The organism is Sphaerisporangium dianthi, assembly GCF_042654065.1.
GTDB classification, from domain to species: Bacteria; Actinomycetota; Actinomycetes; order Streptosporangiales; family Streptosporangiaceae; genus Sphaerisporangium; species Sphaerisporangium dianthi.
Genome location: NZ_JBHSFP010000033.1, coordinates 51666 through 67886, shown reverse-complemented (window position 1 = coordinate 67886; position 16221 = coordinate 51666). Strand labels below are relative to the sequence as shown.

The following is a 16221-nucleotide window of genomic DNA, read 5'->3' as shown; positions in this document are numbered from 1 at the left end:
GCGGCCCTCAGGGGCGGGGCCAGGTGTGGACGGGGTCGCCGCCGAAGGCCAGTTCGCGATAGCGGGCCAGCATGGCGGCCCGCGCGCCCGGCTCATCCCCGAGTGCGGCGAGCGTCTCGCGCTGCCAGAGGGCCCCGGTGCGGCGCAGCCTGACGCGCTCGGCGATGACCGACAGGTGGTGGGTCGCCTCGTCGGCGTCCACGCCCGCCGACAGCAGCCCGCCGCGTGCCACCGGCAGCAGGTCGGCGACCAGGTCGAAAGCCGGGACGACGTCCGTGCGCCCGGGCCAGGCGAGCTCGGCGGAAAGCCCGTTGCGCGCCGCCCGGTAGAAGTTGCGGTAGGCGTCGGCGAAGGGGAAACCGCCGATCCAGGACGGCCGCGCCGCCATCGCCGTCACCAGGCCGATCAGGAAGGCCGCGTTGGCCGCCATGTCGGCGCAGGTGGGCCCGGCCGGCAGCGCCCGCAGCTCGACCCGCAGGTGCCCGCCGTCCGCGGGGTCGTAGACCGGGCGGTTCCACTGCCACACCGTGCCCTGGTGGAGTCGTAGTTCCGCCAGCCCAGGGATGCCGCCCTCGCGGATCACCGCCAGCGGGTCCTCCTCGTCCAGCACCGGCATGACCGGCTCGTACTCGCGGACGCTCTGCTCGAACACCTCGCCGGCGCCGCTCTCCACCCAGCCGGACCCGAAGCAGACCCGGCCGTCCACGCGCCAGGGGCGTTCCATGTCGCGGTCGTCCGCGGACTCCTCGAACAGCGCGATGCGGGTCTCCTCCCACAGGTCGCGCCCCAGGAACGACGGGGAGTTGCCGCTGACCGCCAGCACGGGGCCGATGGCGAGCTGGGCGGCGTTGTAGGCGTGGGAGAACTCCTCGGGAGAGGTGCGCAGGTGCACCTGCCAGGAGGTGTTGGCGCTCTCCAGGACGACGTCCTCCACCTCCAGCTCCAGGCGCTCGTTGCCGTGGATCTGCACGCGGAACGGCTCGGCGCGCACCCGGCGTATCCCCCGGCTGAGCGCCCTATAGCGGGTGTCGTCGCTGATGGCGTCGCGGGTGAAGTCGAACTCTGTCAGCGTCGGCAGGATGCCGATCGGCACCACCCGGCCGCCCTGCGACCGGGCCGCCTCGTCGACCAGTTCCATCAACCGCCGCGTCTCGCCGGCGAGGGCGCTGAACGGCCGCCCGGCCAGCGGCGCCGGGGTCAGGTTGACCTCCAGGTTGAAGCTGCCGAGCTCCAGCACCACCCGCTCGTCGGCGGCGGCGTCGCGGACCTCCTTGTTGCGGCGCAGCGGGCGGCCGTCCTCGTCGATGAGGAAGAACTCCAGCTCGGCCCCGACGGTCGCGGGCCCGGCGCCGAACCCCGGCCTGGCCAGCAACTCGCGCAGGGCGATGAGCGAATCCTTCAGACGCTCCCCGAAGCGCCCGTACTCCGCCTCGGAGAACCGCTCCCTTGCCACTTGCTGTCCCATCGTGTCGTCCCCCATATACGGCCTCGGGTCTCACCCCCTCCCTGTCCCGGCCGCGGGTTTTCATGCCTGCGACCGGGGCCGCGACCTCGATCGTCCGCAGCCATTGACTCCGCACTGGTATATCGGTATGCCTGGACAACGCCATTTTGGGGTGAGGCCCCTCGTGGGGAGGCGATGACCATGCGAGTGCTCGTACATGCCTATCCGTGGGACGTGATCGGCGACCCGCTGTTCACGGCACGGGTGCAGACGCTCGGCGGCGACGGGGTGAACCTCGCCGCCGCCTACCACACGGTGCGGGCGGCGACCCCCTGGCATCCCGACCGGGCGTACATGGACGCCAGGCACGCCGCGCTCTACCGTCCGGTCCGGCAGGAGGCCTGGCAGGACAGGCGGCTGGTGCCGGGGACGCCCGCCTGGATGGAGGATCCCGACTCCTTCGGCACCGCGGCGCGCGCCCTGGCCGACGCCGGGATCCCCGTGACGGCCTGGATCGTGCTCACGCACAACTCGCGGCTGGGCGAGGCGCATCCGGACGTGAGCGTGGTGAACTGCTTCGGGCAGCACTACCCGTGGGCTCTTTGCCCGTCGCGGGCCGAGGTCCGCGAGTACGCCGCCACGCTGGCCGCCGAGACGGTGCGGGACCTGCCGCTGGCCGGGGCGCTGCTGGAGGCCTGCGGGCAGCTCGGAGCCGACCACGGCGGCCACCATGACAAGACCGACGGCGCCTATGACGCGCGGGCCCGGCGCATGCTGTCGGTGTGCTGCTGCGCGGCCTGCCAGGCGGGCTGGACGGCGGGCGGCGCCGACCCCGAGCGCACCGTGCGCGACCTGCGTGCCGCCGTGCGCTCACGCGAGCACGATCTCGACCCCGCGACGGCGGCCACCATCCTCTCCGTGCGCCACCAGGCGGCCGACGAGCTGCGTCACCAGGTGATCGAGGCGCTGCCGGCCGGCCTGCGGGTCAGCCTGCACGCCAGTCCCGACCCCTGGGCCACGGGCGCCAACCCCGGGCTCGGCCCGCAGGCGGGCAAGGACGTCGACGCCGTCGTCGTGCAGTGCTGGCCCACCGGCCAGGAGTCCCTCGACCGGGTGCGCATCGCCCGGCACATGCTGCCCGAGCAGGTCGCGGTGGGCGCGTACGTGACCGTGCTGCCGCCGGTCCGCCAGGAGGACATCGCCCCGCACGTGCGGCGCCTTTCCGAGTCGGGCGCGCAGGAGGTGCATCTATACCACGCGGGCCTGGCCGGGCCCGCCCGCCACGGCCTGCTCGCCGACGCGGTCCGCGCGGCGGTGAACGTGCACTGACGGCCGTCGCGCCCCGGACGGCACAGCGGATCGTCAACCCAAGGTTGACGATCGCAGGCGCGTCAACCTATGGTTGACGCATGCGACAGACGCCTGTACGGCTCGACGACCTGATCGAGCACATCAAGAGCAACCACGCCGGCGGCGGCGCGCTCCAGCAGCTCACCGGAGCCGTGCTGCTCGCCGAGCACCTCGGCGAGGTGGCCGACCACCTCATCGGCCACTTCGTCGACCAGGCCCGCAGAACCGGGGCCTCCTGGACCGAGATCGGCCACAGCATGGGCGTGACCAAGCAGGCCGCGCAGAAGCGGTTCGTCCCCAAGGACGGCGAGCCGTTCGACCCGACCTCCTTCGCCCGGTACACCGACAGCGCCCGCCGCGCCATCGTGGCCTCGCAGGAGGAGGCCCGCCAGACCGGGCACGGCCACATCGCCACCGAGCACCTGCTGCTCGGCCTGCTGCGCGAGCCGGAGTCGCCGGCCGCCCGGGCCATCGTGGCGCAGGGCGTGCCGCTGGACAGGGTGCGCGAGGCGGCTCTCGCCTCCCTCGGCCCCGCCCCCGAGCGGGCGGCCGGGGACGAGGGCGCCGGCGAGGTGGCCTTCACCTCCGGCGGCAAGAAGGTGCTCGCCATCACCGTGCGCGAGGCGCTGCGCCTCGGGCACGCCCACATCGGCGCCGAGCACCTGCTCCTCGCCCTGCTCGGCACGGAGGAGGCCGCGTCCGCCCAGGTGCTGACCGGCCTCGGCGTCGCCACGGACGCCGCGGAGGCGTGGATCGTCGCCGAGCTTGCCCAGGTCGCGGAGAAGCCGGCCGGGGCCTGACGCGCTCCGCCGCCATCCCGGTGCGCGGCCAGCCCGCACGGCCGCCGTGGTCATCCGTGGCAGGGCCCTTCCACGGATGACCCGCGCGCCCCGTCCAGGACGACGTCCGGTCATAAGGTGACAGAGTGGGCCACGCCCGTCACCCCGCATCGGCGCGCCGGGGGCTGCCGATATCGTGATATATCAGGATATCGAGGAGGACTCGTGCAGCGTCTGACCCCTGATCAACTGAGAAGCCACCAGTGGTACGGCACCGAAGGGCTCCGTTCCTTCAGCCACCGTGCGAGGACCCGCCAGCTCGGCCTGTCCGCCGAAGAGCACATGGGCCGGCCCGTCATCGGCATCCTGAACACCTGGAGCGAGCTCAACCCGTGCCACATCCACCTGCGCGAACGCGCGCAGGACGTCAAGCGCGGGGTCTGGCAGGCCGGCGGCTACCCGGTGGAGCTGCCCGTGATGTCGCTGTCGGAGTCCTTCATGAAACCGACCACGATGCTGTACCGCAACCTGCTGGCCATGGAGACCGAGGAGCTCCTGCGCTCCCACCCCGTGGACGCCGCGGTGCTCATGGGCGGCTGCGACAAGACCACCCCGGCGCTGATCATGGGCGCCATCAGCATGGACATTCCGGCGATCTTCGTGCCGTCCGGCCCGATGATCCCCGGCAACCACCGCGGCGAGGTGCTCGGCAGCGGCAGCGACATGTGGCGCTACTGGGCCGACAAGCAGGCGGGACTGGTCACCGAGGCCGAGATGAGCGGCGTCGAGGAGGGCATCGCCCGCTCCCCCGGCCACTGCATGACCATGGGGACCGCCTCCACCATGACGTCGGTCGCCGAGGTGCTCGGCATGACGCTGCCCGGCGCCGCCTCCATCCCCGCCGTGGCCTCCGCGCACACCCGGATGGCCGCCGCCACCGGCCGCCGCGTGGTCGAGATGGCCTGGGAGGACCTGCGCCCGTCCGCGATCCTCACCGCCGAGGCCTACGCCGACGCGGTGACCACCGTCCTCGCGCTCGGCGGGTCCACCAACGCCGTCATCCACCTGATCGCCATGGCCCGCCGCAGCGGCGTGGAGCTGACGCTCGACCACTTCGACGAGGCCTCCCGGCGCGTCCCCGTGCTCGCCGACCTGCGCCCGAGCGGCGCCTACGTCATGGAGGACTTCTACCTGGCCGGCGGCCTGCCCGGCCTGCTGGCCCGCATCGCCGACCTGCTCCACCCGGGCCGTCCCACCGTCACCGGCCGCTCCCTGGGCGAGACGCTCGAAGGGGCGGGCGTGCACGACGACAAGGTGATCCGCACGCGCGGCAACCCGCTGTCGGAGGAGGGCGGCCTGGCCGTCCTGCGCGGCAACCTCGCCCCGGACGGCGCGGTGATCAAGCACGTGGCCGCCGAGCCGAGGCTGCTCAAGCACACCGGCCCGGCGGTGGTGTTCGACGGGCACCGCGACCTGATGCGGCGCATCAACGACGAGAGCCTGCCGATCACCGCCGACTCGGTGCTGGTGCTGCGCGGCGCGGGCCCGCGCGGGGGCCCCGGAATGCCCGAGCACGGCATGCTTCCCATCCCCAACCGGCTGCTCAAGATGGGCATCCGTGACATGGTGCGCATCTCCGATGCCCGGATGAGCGGCACGAGCTACGGCGCGTGCGTGCTCCACGTCGCGCCCGAGTCACACGTCGGCGGACCGCTCGCGCTGGTGAGGGACGGCGACCCGATCACCCTGGACGTCGAGGGACGCCGCCTGTCCCTCGACGTGCCCGAGGACGAGCTGGCGCGCCGCCGCGCCGCCTGGCAGCCCCCCGAGCCGGTGTTCCAGCGCGGGTACGGCACCATCTTCGACGCCCACATCCTCCAGGCGGACGAGGGCTGCGACTTCGACTTCCTCCTCGGCTCCGGAGGCGCTCCAGAGCCCGACATGGGCTGACGCCGCTCCCCTGCCGCCGCTACGGATGCCCGCCCGCGGGCCGCGGGCGGGCGCCTTAACGTCGTGGATTCACCGCACCGCCGGACCACCGCCGGCGCACGCGCCCGCTGAACCTCCGAACCGGCGGAACCGGGAGCGGCGTGAGCGGAGCCGGTGGGCGTGCGGCACGATATACCGGTGTACAACATCTCGGAGGAACCGGTACTGCGGCCCGTGGCGCGGTCCACGACCCGCACCGACCTCGTGGCCGACTCCATCAGGACCGCCATCCTGTCCGGCCGCATCAAACCGGGCGAGACGCTCGTGGAACGCCGGCTCGCCGAGCAGCTCGGCGTGTCGAAGACCCCCGTGCGCGAGGCGCTGATCGGCCTCGCCGCGACGGGGCTCGTCGTCATCAGCCCCAACCGAGGGGTCAGCGTGCGGACGCTCGACGCCGCCGACCTACGCAAGGCCCAGGAGCTTCGCCTGCTGCTCGAACCGTGGGCCGTGGCCTCCTCCACCCGCGCCGGAGACTCCGGCGCCGTCGAGGACGCGCGCAAGGCGCTCGGTGAGGCGCGCGAGCTGCTGTCGGGCGAGGACCCGACGGCCCTCAGCCTGGCCAACCGCCGCTTCCACCGGGCGCTGTACGGCGGGTGCGACAACGAGCTGGTCACCGCGCAGCTGGACAACCTGCAGGACCTCACCGCGCTCGGCACGGTGAGCGTGCTGTGGCGGCGCTGGCCCACCTGGCGCGAAGAGCACGCCGAGCACGAGGACATCCTCGGGGCGGTGGCGGCCGGCAACGCCGCCCTGGCGGAACGCCTGGCCAGAACGCACGTCAAGCGCACCGTCACCCACCTCGTCCGCTCGCAGGACAAGGACTGACCTTCCGCGCCGGCGCCGGTGATCCCGCGGCTCCAGGTCACTCGTCCAGTGTCGCCCGGCTGCGGGCCACACCCTCGGCGTCGCTGAGCGGCGCCGGCCCGTGCGTCCGCGCCGGCGATGACGTGACGCCTCGCCATGGCCACCCGGCCCGCCGTACCCGGCGCGGTCCCGCGGCCGCTCGTGGATTTGGTCGCACTGTTTCCCAGATAATGATCTGGCGCGCGACGACCACCACCCCGGCCTGCGCGCGCACCGCACGAGGCCGTGGACACACTCGCCGCCGCCCACGACCGGCTCGCCGTACCCGGCGACGCCCGGCTCCCCGAACCCGAAGGGAGCCCGCCCACCCCACCGTCCGCCGTGTGAACGGGTACCGCGGCATCCACTCGCGGACCCGCCGGCCGCGGCGACCCCACGACCGATCTTCCCCCACGACCGCGACGGGCCCCGCTCGGGCCGGCGGGAACCCCCCGGAGGACACCACCATGACGCCAGCGCTGGAGATCAGCGGGCTGACCAAGAGATTCGGCGAGAACCTCGCCGTCGACGCCATCGACCTGAGCGTCCCCCAGGGCTCCTTCTTCGGGCTCGTCGGCCAGAACGGCGCGGGCAAGACCACCACGCTGTCCATGGCGGTCGGCCTGCTGCGGCCCGACGGCGGCAGTGCCCGGATCTTCGGCGAGGACGTCTGGTCCGCCCCGGAGCGGGCCAAGGCGATGGTGGGGGTCCTGCCCGACGGGCTGGCCATGCCCGAACGGCTGACCGGGCGCGAGGTGCTCACCTACCTGGGCCTGCTGCGCGGCCTGACCAAGGAGGTGGTGGCCCAGCGCGCCGACGAGCTGCTGAACGTCCTGGAGCTGGACGGCGCGGAGCGGACGCTGGTCATCGAGTACTCGACCGGCATGCGCAAGAAGATCGGCCTGGCCACCGCGCTGCTGCACGCGCCACGGTTGCTGGTGCTGGACGAGCCGTTCGAGGCGGTGGACCCGGTGTCGGCCGCCACGATCAAGACGATGCTGCGCGGCTTCGTCGCCGGCGGCGGCTCGATCGTCCTCTCCAGCCACGTGATGGCGCTGGTGGAGCAACTGTGCGACCACGTCGCGGTGATCGACAAGGGGACGGTGGCCGCCGCCGGCACGCTTGACGAGGTACGCGGCGCGCGGTCGCTGGAGGACACCTTCGTCGGGCTCGTCGGCGACCGGGACAACGGGGTGAAGGAGCTGTCGTGGCTGTCGCGCTGACCATGGCCCAGATGAAGGTCGCGGTGCTGCGCCACTCCTTCCACGGCGGGCGCGCGCAGACCGCGGCCACGGGAGCCGTGCTGGGCGTGCTGTTCGCGGCCGGGACGGTCTACCTGGCGTTCGCCGGCCCGGACCTGCTGGCGGCCGGGTACGCGGTGTGGATGCTGGGCTGGATGCTCGGGCCCGTCTTCATGGGCGGCGGCGACGAGACGTTGCGGCCGGAGTACTTCTCACTGCTCGGCCTGCCTTCTCGCCGCCTGGCGGCGGGCCTGCTGGTGGCGGCCTTCGTCGGCGTCGCGCCGCTGGTCAGCCTGACCGCCCTGCTCGGCCTGCTGGTGGCGGGTGTACGGCTCGGCCCCGCCAACGCCCTGCTGGCCGTGCCCGCGATGGTGTTGCAGCTCGCCGTGTTCGTCCTGCTGTCCAAGGTGTCGGTGGCGTTGGTCGGGCTGGCGCTGCGCTCACGCCTGGGCGCCGTCGCCTCGGGGGTGCTCAACGGCGCGATCCTGGCGGCGCTCGGCCAGATCTGGGTCTTCTTCTGGGCCTTCGGCGAGACGGGCGTGCCCTCCGCGGTCTGGTACCTGCCGTCCGGGTGGGGCCTGCGGGCCGTCCAGGGCGACTGGCGGGCGCTGGCGGCGCTGGCCGTACTGGGGCTGCTGCTCCTGGGCGCTTGGGCCGCCCTGCTCGGCAGGCGCGCGGGCGCGACGCGGCCCTCCGCGCGCGGCAGGCGCCCGATGACGGCGGCCACGGTCAACGGCGCGATCGTCGCCAAGGAGCTGCGCACGTGGTCGCGCGACCTGGTGCGCAACCACCAGCTGACCTTCGCGCTGTCGTACGGCGTCTGCTTCGCGGCCAGCCCGCTGATCCTCGGCTGGGACGGCATGCTTCCCTACGCCGGCCCCATCTTCATCGTGATGGCCGCGGCCATGGCCGCCAACCTGTACGGGACCGACGGCACGGCGCTGTGGCTGACGCTGATGACACCCGGCGTGAGCGACGTGCGCGGCAGGCAGCTGGCCTGGCTGTCGGCGCAGGCCCCGGTGGCGATCGTGATCACCCTGGCGTTCACCGCGATCACCGGCGGCCCGTGGCCGCTGATGCTCGCGCTGCTGCCCGCCCTGCTGGGCGGCGCGACCGGGCTGGTTCCGCTGATCTCGGTGTACGGGCTGGTGCCCGGCACCGACCCGCACCGCCGCTCGGGCAATCCGCTGCGCACCAGTGAGGACGACGGCGGGCTGACCGGGCTGGCCTACCTGGCGCTCGCGCTGGTGCTCCTCACCGGTGTGCCGGCGGGGCTGGCCGCGCTGTGGTTCGGCTGGGCGGGCGTGGCCGTCGGCGTCGTGACCGGGGTGCTGTTCGCGTGGGGCTTCGGCCTGCTCGCCGAGCGGCGGCTGCGCTCGCACGGCCCCGAACTGCTGGAGACGATGCGGACCGGACGCAGGCCGCGGCCGACGGCGAGGTCCCGCTTCGACGAGTTGTCCAAGACGAAGAAGGCGATCACCTGGTGGTGCTTCGGCTTCGGCGCCATCCCGCTGTTCCCGCAGGGCGTCGTCGCGGCCGTCTTCGTCAGCAACGACATGCTGCGCCACACCTGGTTCCTGGCCACGTACATGCCGTCCGGCCTGCGCTACCCGGTGGCGGCCGCGTTCATCGTGCTCGGACTCGCGATGTACGGCACGGGCCTGTGGACGCTCAAGCCGCGCTCGGCCGGCTGAAACCGCGGCCTCCGGGCGGGCGGCGGTGGAAAAGGGGCCGGCCCCGGGAGGATCCCGGGGCCGGCTGGGTGGGGCGATGGTCAGTCGGCGCAGATGGCGAAGACGCTGATGCCGACGTCGTTGTATCCGTCCTGGCGGCCGAGGCCGATCCAGCCCCGCGCGTCGTCGGTGGGGAACGACCCGACCAGGATCGCGCGGTTGCCCCGGGCCTCGGCCCCGCCGCCCAGCACCCTCTTGGAACCGGGGCAGTAGAGCGTGCGGCGCTGGAAGTTCGGGACGTTGGCGTTGGGCAGCGTGACCAGCTGATAGCCCGGGGGCAGGGCGGCGGGGCCGGGCGGGGCGCCGGCCGGGGTGGTGTCCGCGCTCGCCGAGGCGACGGTGGCAAGGCACGCGCCCGTCAGCATGACGGACAGGGCGAGGGCGGTGGACTTCTTCGGGCGCATCGCTCTCCTAGCTTCGTTCCCGGTGCGCCGCCATGGCCACGCGGCATCACGGTGGTCGCCGCCGATGTGGTGCCGTCGGTGCCGGAGCGACCGGGGAGACTGATTCGACACGCTGAGTATCCGTCCAATCACTCATCGTGTCCATAGCACCACGTGTTCGATCAGTGACAATGCGTGGCCGCATCGGGACGCCGCGTCCGCCGAGGCGCCCCGGCCGCCGCCCGCGGACGCGACGCCATGGCCCCGCACGCTCGTACGCCACACGCCGCATACCGGACCGCCGGAGACCGATACGGAGTCCCGTGGAGCCGGCGGCGGGGTCTCAGCGGGAGCGGTAGCGCCGCAGGGTGTTCTCGTCCGGCGGGTAGGTGCCGCGCAGCGGGGCGCCGCCCTCGACCTCGGCCTGGATGAACTCCTCCAGCCGTTCCTGCTCGAGGGCGTCGCGAGCGACCTCGACGGCCAGGTGGCGCGGCACGCAGACGACGCCTTCGGCGTCGGCCACGATGACGTCCCCGGGGTACACCGGCACCTCGGCGCAGCCGATGGGGACCTGCAGGTCGACCGCGTGGTGCCGGGCGAGGTTGGTGGTCGCGCAGACCCCCGCGGCGAAGGAGGGCAGCTCCAGCTGGGCGAAGAACGGCGAGTCGCGCACCGCTCCGTCGGTGACCAGCCCCGCCGCGCCGCGCCGCAGCAGGCGGGTCGCGAGGATGCCGCCGATCGAGGCGGCGCGGGTCTGGCCGCGGCAGTCCATGACCAGCACCTGGCCCGGGCCGACCGACTCGACCGCGAGCCGCTGCGGGTGGTCGTAGTCCTTGAAGACCGACAGCACGTCGAGGTCCTCGCGCGCGGGGATGTTGCGCAGCGTGAAGGCCTCCCCCACCATCCGGGTGAAGGCGGGGTTGAGCGGGCGCAGACCGGCCATGAAGGCGTTGCGCAGGCCGCGGGCGAAGAGCTGGGTGGTGATGGTGGCGGTCGACACCCGTCTCAGCGCGTCGAAGACCTCCGGCCCGATCGCGTCCTGCCCGTTCCGACCTGCCGCTTCCACGCTGTTCGACCCCATCTCGTCGTTGCCGTCCCGCGGTGTCCCGTCCGCGCCCTTCGAGCCGTCCATACCGTCCCGCTGTACCTCTTCTAGGGCTTTCAAGCCGTCCGCACCGTTGTGGCGTGCTTCGTTCACCATCTCTACCCCTGTCGCTTACATGCCATCCTGTCCGGTCGCGCCCATGGTCTCGCCGTCGCTCACGCGCCGCCGGGCGCGAGGTCCAGGGACCGCAGGATGGCGGACACCTCGTCGCGTTCGGCACGCGGCAGCGTGGAGATGGGCGGGCGCACGTCGCGGCGGCAGAGGCCGAGCTGGGCCAGCGCCTCCTTGACCACCGAGACGTTGCCGGCGTTGCCGCGCCGGGCGCGCAGGTCTTCGATGGGCTTGAGCAGCCGCCACAGCCGCATCGCCTCCGCGACGTCGCCGGCCTCGAGCAGGCCGTGCAGCCGCAGGGACAGCTCGGGCGCGATGGCCACCAGGCCGGAGGTGAACCCCCGCGCCCCGCCCATCCAGTAGAACGGGGCCCAGCTCTCGGCGAGGCCGCACACCCACGTCACCTCGGGCGCCGCGGCGGCCATCTCGGCGAACCGCACCGCGTCGGGCAGCGCGTACTTGACGCCTACCACGTTCGGGCACGCCCCCACGAGGGCCCGCACCGTCGCCGCCGTGATCAGCGGGGAGCGCAGGTAGCACACGACTCCGAGCCCGGGGACCGCCTCGGCGACGGTCCGGTGGTAGTCGACCCAGCCGTCCTCCGACTGGTAGGGATGCACGGGCTGGTGCACCATCACGGCGTGCGCGCCGAGCCGGAGGGCCTCGGTGGCGAGCCGGGCGGCCTGCCCGGCGTCGTGCCCGACCCCGGCGATGACGCACGCCTCGCCCGCGGCCTCCACCGCGAGCGCCACCACGCGGTTCAGCTCGCCGGCGGACAGCGAGTAGAACTCGCCGGTGTTGCCGTTCGGAGTGACGGTGGTGACGCCCGCCGCGACCATGCGCGACACCACGGCGGCGTAGGCCTTCTCATCGATGCGGCCCGTCTCGTCGAAGGGCGTCACCGGTATGGAGACCACCGAGGCGAGCGCCCGCCTGACGTCATCCAGCATCGCCATCTTCCCCTCATCAGCGGCGCGGAACGACTCCCGCTCCACTCTGGTATATCAGTACATCGTCGTGCCAACCTATTGACATATTTCACGTTTCCCTATGGCCCACCGGCGAGCCGGCACGCGATCAAGGACTCCGGGCGGCCCGAGTACGACTCACTGTTCGAGGCCGACATCGTGCTGGGCGACGACCGTTTCGTCTACGGTTTCGAGGTCTCCGACCGGCGCGCCGAGAGCGTGCGGGTACGCCTCGTACACGGTGGCCCGCGAGGCGATCTCGTTGAAACACTTCACCCATCAACGGACGAGGCGGTCCACCTCGATGTCGATGCCGAACGGGTCCACCAGCTGCAGCCGCTTGCGCTCGATGGAGGTGGGCACGTAGGCGCCCGTGGTGTCGTCCAGCTCGTAGACATGCACCACTGGCCGGTTGTCTCCTCGTTCTCGATGCGCCAGAAGTGACGGATGCCCGCCTCGGCGTACCGCTCCGGCTTGACCCGGCGATCACGGTCCTCGGAGTCGGACGAGACTACCTCTATCGCGAGCACGACCTCTTCCGCCCAATAGGTGATGCGATCAAGCCCCTCACCCGGTCGCTCACGGACGATCATGACATCGGGCTCGGCCTGCTCCTGCGTCCGAGGGTGACGGTCATCTTGCGGACGACGTCGACCCCTCGGGGGCGGCGCTCTCGAGCATGCGCGTCAGCCTGTCGATGACCCTCATGTGGAACTTGGTCTGCGGCGACATCACGATGAGGGCCCCATCGACGAGTTCCAGGTGGCGCGGCGCCTCCGGAGGCAGGCGGTCGAGATCTTCCGCGACCCAGCCCTGCGGCGGCGGATAGAACCAGTCAGGCAATGACTCGGCCATGCTCCGCCTCCAGATCAGGCCCGTCGTCTCTCGCCGTTCAAGTCCAAGGCCGGCGAACAGCGGCGAGCTTCGTCAGGCCGCCCGAGAGGTCGCAAGGCGTGTCGCGAGCTCTACGGCCGCACCGGCCGGAGCGCGGTCGAACCCCAGGGCTTCGCCGCCCCGCCGGCGCACGGCGAAGGCGGCGGGCCCGTTCTGTGGGCTCAGTGGGTCAGGCGGATGACGTTCCAGGAGACGGGGGGCAGCACGACGCGCAGGGGGTCGGTTTCGACGTCGGGGTTGGCGCGCGGGGCGATGCGGTCCGGGTCGTCGGCGGTGTTGACGGCGTAGACGTCGGGGTCGCTGAGCGTGGTGGCCTCGACGAGGCGGACCTCGCCGAGCGCGCGGGCGTCCAGCGTCAGCTCCAGCGGCCGGTCGGTGGAGCGGTTCACGGCGAAGACGGTGGTGACGTCGTCGTCCCGGGTGGCGACCGCGTGGAGCAGCGGCACCTCGCCGAACTCGGCGGTCTCGCGCATCGGCGAGACCGGCTCGACGCGCAGCACGTCACCGGAGGCGTACCGGGAGGCCTGGGCGAACGGATGGAAGATCGTCTGACGCCAGGCGCGGCCGCCCGGCTCGGTCATGATGGGAGCGATGACGTTGACGAGTTGCGCCTGGCTGGCGGCGGTGACCCGGTCGCTGTTGCGCAGCAGGGTGATGAGCAGCCCGCCGACGGCCACGGCGTCGGCCAGGTGGTAGCGCTCCTCCAGCAGCGGCGGGGCGACCGGCCAGCCTCTCGGCGGCTCCTTGGCCTGCTCCGCCTGGAACCGGCTCAGGTACCACACGTTCCACTCGTCGAACGACACGTTGACGCGCTTGGTGGCCCGCAGCCTGGCACGCACGTGGTCGGCGGTGGAGACGACCGAGGCGATGAAGTTCTCCATGTCGGTGGAGCAGGCGAGGAAGCTCGCCAGGTCGCCGTCCTTCTCCTCGTAGTAGGCGTGGCAGGAGATGTAGTCGACCTGCTCGTAGGCCTCCTCCAGGACCTCGGCCTCCCAGGCGCCGAAGGTCGGCATGGAGGACCCCGAGCTGCCGCAGGCCACCAGCTCCAGACCCGGATCGATCATGCGCATGGCGCGGGCGGTCTCGGCGGCGAGCCTGCCGTACTCGCGGGCGGTCTTGTGGCCGATCTGCCACGGGCCGTCCATCTCGTTGCCGAGGCACCACATCCCGATGCCGTGCGGTTCCTTGGCCCCGTTGGCGACGCGCAGGTCCGACCAGTGCGTGCCGGACTCGATGTTGCAGTACTCGAGGATGTCCAGGGCCTCCTGGACGCCGCGGGTGCCGAGGTTGACGGCCATCATGGGCTCGACGCCCGCCTTGCGGGCCCAGCGGACGAACTCGTCCACGCCGACCTGGTTGGGTTCGGTGCAGTGCCAGGCCAGGTCGAGCCGGGAGGGGCGGGACGCGGCGGGGCCGATGCCGTCCTCCCAGCGGTAGCCGGAGACGAAGTTCCCGCCCGGATAGCGCACGGTGCTGACGCCCAGCTCACGGGTGAGGTCCAGGACGTCCCGGCGGAAGCCGTCCTCGTCGGCGGTGGGATGGCCCGGCTCGTGGATGCCGGTGTAGACGCAGCGGCCGAGATGCTCGACGAAGGTGCCGAACGTCCGCCGCCGCACCGGTGCGACGCGGAAGGCGGGATCGATCGTTAGGGATGCCTGGTACACGGTGGTTCTGCCCGCCTTCGCCATGGCCTGTGGCCGAGAGAGTCGTTCGCGCCGATTGTTAGCGCTCTCATCTCCGCAGTCAAGATCCCGGAACGCTCACGATCCGACCTCGCCGGCGCCCGCCCCAGATCGTCCGGGAGCCGCGGCGCCGTGCCGGTGTCCGAGAAAGATTGCAAAGAGGTTTGAACCGGGTCTCGGGTCGCCGCGTACCTCCGTCCGTACGCACATGCAGACACATAGGAGGCCTGATGCGGTCGCGCATCGTCACGCTCTGCGCTGCGGCACTCGTCCTGGGCATTTCCACCGGCACGATCCCGGCGCACGCTGAGTCCCCGCAGTCCAAGGAGTCCACCAGGTCCACCACTCACACAAAGAACCGATTCGCCGAGATCCCCCTCATCTCGGACGTGGCAGGCAAGGCGGACGTCACCGACACCAAGGTGATCAACCCCTGGGGTCTGGCGATGGGCAAGACGCTGTGGGTCTCCAACGCGGGCACCGGCACGGCGACCGTGTACTCGGGCGGCGCGAGCCAGCTCACCAAGGAGAAGACCGAGGTCTGGATCCCTGGAGGCACCCCGACCGGCCAGATCTTCAACGACGCCGGCGAGGGCTTCGAGATCTCCAGCAAGGGGGCCTCCGGGCCGGCGACGTTCATCTTCGCCAGCCCCAGCGGCGCCATCACCGGCTGGAACGCCGAGGTGAACCCGACCAGCGCCATCATCGCGGCCTTCACCCGTCACGCCGACTACAAGGGCCTGGCCCTGATGCCGACCAACCGGGGACGCTTCCTGCTCGCCGCCGACTTCGCCCACAACCGGGTCGACGTCTTCGACGACGACTTCCGCCGGGTGCGGCTGTCGAAGTGGGCGTTCCGCGACCGTGGCCTGCCGAGTGACTACTCCGCCTTCAACGTCGAGATCGTGGGCAACGCCGTCTACGTCGCCTACGCCAAGCGCGACTCCGAGACCGGCAAGTCGATCGCCGGCCGGGGCCTCGGCTTCATCAGCCGCTTCACCGCCTCGGGACGGTTCGCCGGCCGCGTCGCGGCCCGTGGCGCCCTGAACGCGCCCTGGGCGATGATCAAGGCCCCCGACAGCTTCGGCGCCTACGCCGGAGCGCTGCTGGTCGGCAACTTCGGCGACGGCTGGATCAACGCCTACCGCAACGGCCGCTACCTCGGCCCGCTGCGCAAGTCCGACGGCAAGGCGATCGCCATAGAGGGCCTGTGGGACCTGGAGCCGGGCACCGCGGCCGTCGGCGGCGAGAACGCCCTGTGGTTCTCCGCCGGCGTCCAGAAGGCACAGCACGGCCTGATCGGACTGATCATGCCGGCCGACGCCGCCAACGGTTCCTCCACCCCCACCGCCTCGCCCAGCGCGTCGGCCAGCCCGTCCGCCTCGCCGAGCTCCAACTCCAATTCCAACAACAACTCCGGCTACTGACCCAGAGGAGGTGAACGACCACCGAGCCTTCCGATGACCGAGGGCTCACGTCAACCGAGGATTCACCATCTTTCCTGAAGATCGAAACGACCCGCCCGAATGAGCGGAAGTCGGCTGCGGGGTGGCGCGCCCCGCAGCCGGCTTTCGGTTGTTCGGACATCCCCGCCCCCTCGGCGGGGAGGTCCGTCCCGGCGTGTTCGACGTGCCGGGAATGACCCGTCTCGCGCCCCGGGCATCGCCTGCGCCCCCGGGCCACGAGACGGCGGCCGGAC

At 72.1% G+C, this 16221-nt stretch carries 15 protein-coding genes and 1 pseudogene; 7 read left to right on the top strand and 9 right to left on the bottom strand.

The genetic code is table 11. From position 1 onward, the window contains the following. Window positions 1–7: 7 nt before the first annotated feature. The gene (locus ACFO60_RS33045; protein WP_380848518.1) at window positions 8–1465 is read right to left on the bottom strand and encodes a glutamate-cysteine ligase family protein; all 1458 of its coding nucleotides are present in this window, start codon (window positions 1463–1465) and stop codon (window positions 8–10) included. Window positions 1466–1645: 180 nt separating this feature from the next. Between ACFO60_RS33045 and ACFO60_RS33040 the strand changes: the two genes are divergently transcribed. The 6 genes from ACFO60_RS33040 to ACFO60_RS33015 all read left to right on the top strand — a co-directional run bounded on the left by ACFO60_RS33040 (window position 1646) and on the right by ACFO60_RS33015 (window position 9340). Further along, the gene (locus ACFO60_RS33040; RefSeq protein WP_380848516.1) at window positions 1646–2773 is read left to right on the top strand and encodes a hypothetical protein; all 1128 of its coding nucleotides are present in this window, start codon (window positions 1646–1648) and stop codon (window positions 2771–2773) included. Window positions 2774–2853: 80 nt separating this feature from the next. Continuing rightward, window positions 2854–3594: a Clp protease N-terminal domain-containing protein gene (locus ACFO60_RS33035; protein WP_380848513.1), complete on the top strand. Its 741-nt coding sequence runs from the start codon at window positions 2854–2856 to the stop codon at window positions 3592–3594. 204 nt (window positions 3595–3798) lie between these two features. Further along, window positions 3799–5523, top strand: a complete 1725-nt coding sequence (araD, locus tag ACFO60_RS33030) for an L-arabinonate dehydratase (RefSeq protein WP_380848510.1) — start codon at window positions 3799–3801, stop codon at window positions 5521–5523. Between the two features lie 177 nt (window positions 5524–5700). Then, window positions 5701–6387, top strand: coding sequence for a GntR family transcriptional regulator (locus ACFO60_RS33025; protein ID WP_380848507.1), 687 nt, complete (start codon window positions 5701–5703; stop codon window positions 6385–6387). A 485-nt stretch (window positions 6388–6872) separates the two neighbouring features. Then, entirely contained in the window at window positions 6873–7628 is a 756-nt protein-coding gene (locus tag ACFO60_RS33020; protein WP_380848504.1) for an ABC transporter ATP-binding protein, read from the top strand. Beyond that, window positions 7613–9340 carry a hypothetical protein gene (locus tag ACFO60_RS33015; protein ID WP_380848502.1) on the top strand — a complete coding sequence of 576 codons (1728 nt, stop codon included), beginning with the start codon at window positions 7613–7615 and terminating at the stop codon, window positions 9338–9340. The genes ACFO60_RS33020 and ACFO60_RS33015 overlap by 16 nt, the downstream gene beginning before the upstream one ends. Before the next feature lie 80 nt (window positions 9341–9420). On the opposite strand, the gene ACFO60_RS33010 is transcribed toward ACFO60_RS33015, so the two are convergent. From ACFO60_RS33010 to arfA, 8 genes and pseudogenes are all read right to left on the bottom strand, one after another. After that, the gene (locus ACFO60_RS33010; RefSeq protein WP_380848500.1) at window positions 9421–9783 is read right to left on the bottom strand and encodes a hypothetical protein; all 363 of its coding nucleotides are present in this window, start codon (window positions 9781–9783) and stop codon (window positions 9421–9423) included. 322 nt (window positions 9784–10105) lie between these two features. Further along, window positions 10106–10894 (bottom strand): ribonuclease activity regulator RraA, encoded by a 789-nt coding sequence (locus ACFO60_RS33005; protein WP_380848498.1) that lies wholly within the window; start codon window positions 10892–10894, stop codon window positions 10106–10108. A 128-nt stretch (window positions 10895–11022) separates the two neighbouring features. Next, window positions 11023–11934: a dihydrodipicolinate synthase family protein gene (locus ACFO60_RS33000; protein WP_380848496.1), complete on the bottom strand. Its 912-nt coding sequence runs from the start codon at window positions 11932–11934 to the stop codon at window positions 11023–11025. 150 nt (window positions 11935–12084) lie between these two features. After that, window positions 12085–12222 carry a hypothetical protein gene (locus tag ACFO60_RS32995; protein WP_380848493.1) on the bottom strand — a complete coding sequence of 46 codons (138 nt, stop codon included), beginning with the start codon at window positions 12220–12222 and terminating at the stop codon, window positions 12085–12087. A gap of 3 nt (window positions 12223–12225) precedes the next feature. After that, window positions 12226–12351, bottom strand: coding sequence for a hypothetical protein (locus ACFO60_RS32990; RefSeq protein ID WP_380848618.1), 126 nt, complete (start codon window positions 12349–12351; stop codon window positions 12226–12228). A 65-nt stretch (window positions 12352–12416) separates the two neighbouring features. Further along, window positions 12417–12539: pseudogene (locus ACFO60_RS32985) on the bottom strand (Uma2 family endonuclease); the annotation flags it as partial. 40 nt (window positions 12540–12579) lie between these two features. Continuing rightward, the gene (locus tag ACFO60_RS32980) at window positions 12580–12801 is read right to left on the bottom strand and encodes a Uma2 family endonuclease (protein WP_380848490.1); all 222 of its coding nucleotides are present in this window, start codon (window positions 12799–12801) and stop codon (window positions 12580–12582) included. 200 nt (window positions 12802–13001) lie between these two features. Next, window positions 13002–14504, bottom strand: coding sequence for an arabinosylfuranosidase ArfA (gene arfA, locus ACFO60_RS32975; protein WP_380848487.1), 1503 nt, complete (start codon window positions 14502–14504; stop codon window positions 13002–13004). Window positions 14505–14752: 248 nt separating this feature from the next. Between arfA and ACFO60_RS32970 the strand changes: the two genes are divergently transcribed. Further along, a complete protein-coding gene (locus ACFO60_RS32970) occupies window positions 14753–15949 on the top strand; it encodes a TIGR03118 family protein (RefSeq protein WP_380848484.1) in 1197 nt (398 codons plus the stop codon). The last annotated feature ends 272 nt before the right edge of the window (window positions 15950–16221 follow it).

Excerpts from the sequence above, each read along its gene's own strand:
- ACFO60_RS33045 (WP_380848518.1), bottom strand. The coding sequence starts at position 1,465 with ATGGGACAGCAAGTGGCAAGGGAGCGGTTCTCCGAGGCGGAGTACGGG.
- ACFO60_RS33005 (WP_380848498.1), bottom strand. The coding sequence starts at position 10,894 with ATGGACGGCTCGAAGGGCGCGGACGGGACACCGCGGGACGGCAACGAC.
- ACFO60_RS33035 (WP_380848513.1), top strand. The coding sequence starts at position 2,854 with ATGCGACAGACGCCTGTACGGCTCGACGACCTGATCGAGCACATCAAG.
- ACFO60_RS32980 (WP_380848490.1), bottom strand. The coding sequence starts at position 12,801 with ATGGCCGAGTCATTGCCTGACTGGTTCTATCCGCCGCCGCAGGGCTGG.
- ACFO60_RS32970 (WP_380848484.1), top strand. The coding sequence starts at position 14,753 with ATGCGGTCGCGCATCGTCACGCTCTGCGCTGCGGCACTCGTCCTGGGC.
- ACFO60_RS33020 (WP_380848504.1), top strand. The coding sequence starts at position 6,873 with ATGACGCCAGCGCTGGAGATCAGCGGGCTGACCAAGAGATTCGGCGAG.
- ACFO60_RS33010 (WP_380848500.1), bottom strand. The coding sequence starts at position 9,783 with ATGCGCCCGAAGAAGTCCACCGCCCTCGCCCTGTCCGTCATGCTGACG.
- ACFO60_RS33000 (WP_380848496.1), bottom strand. The coding sequence starts at position 11,934 with ATGGCGATGCTGGATGACGTCAGGCGGGCGCTCGCCTCGGTGGTCTCC.
- ACFO60_RS33040 (WP_380848516.1), top strand. The coding sequence starts at position 1,646 with ATGCGAGTGCTCGTACATGCCTATCCGTGGGACGTGATCGGCGACCCG.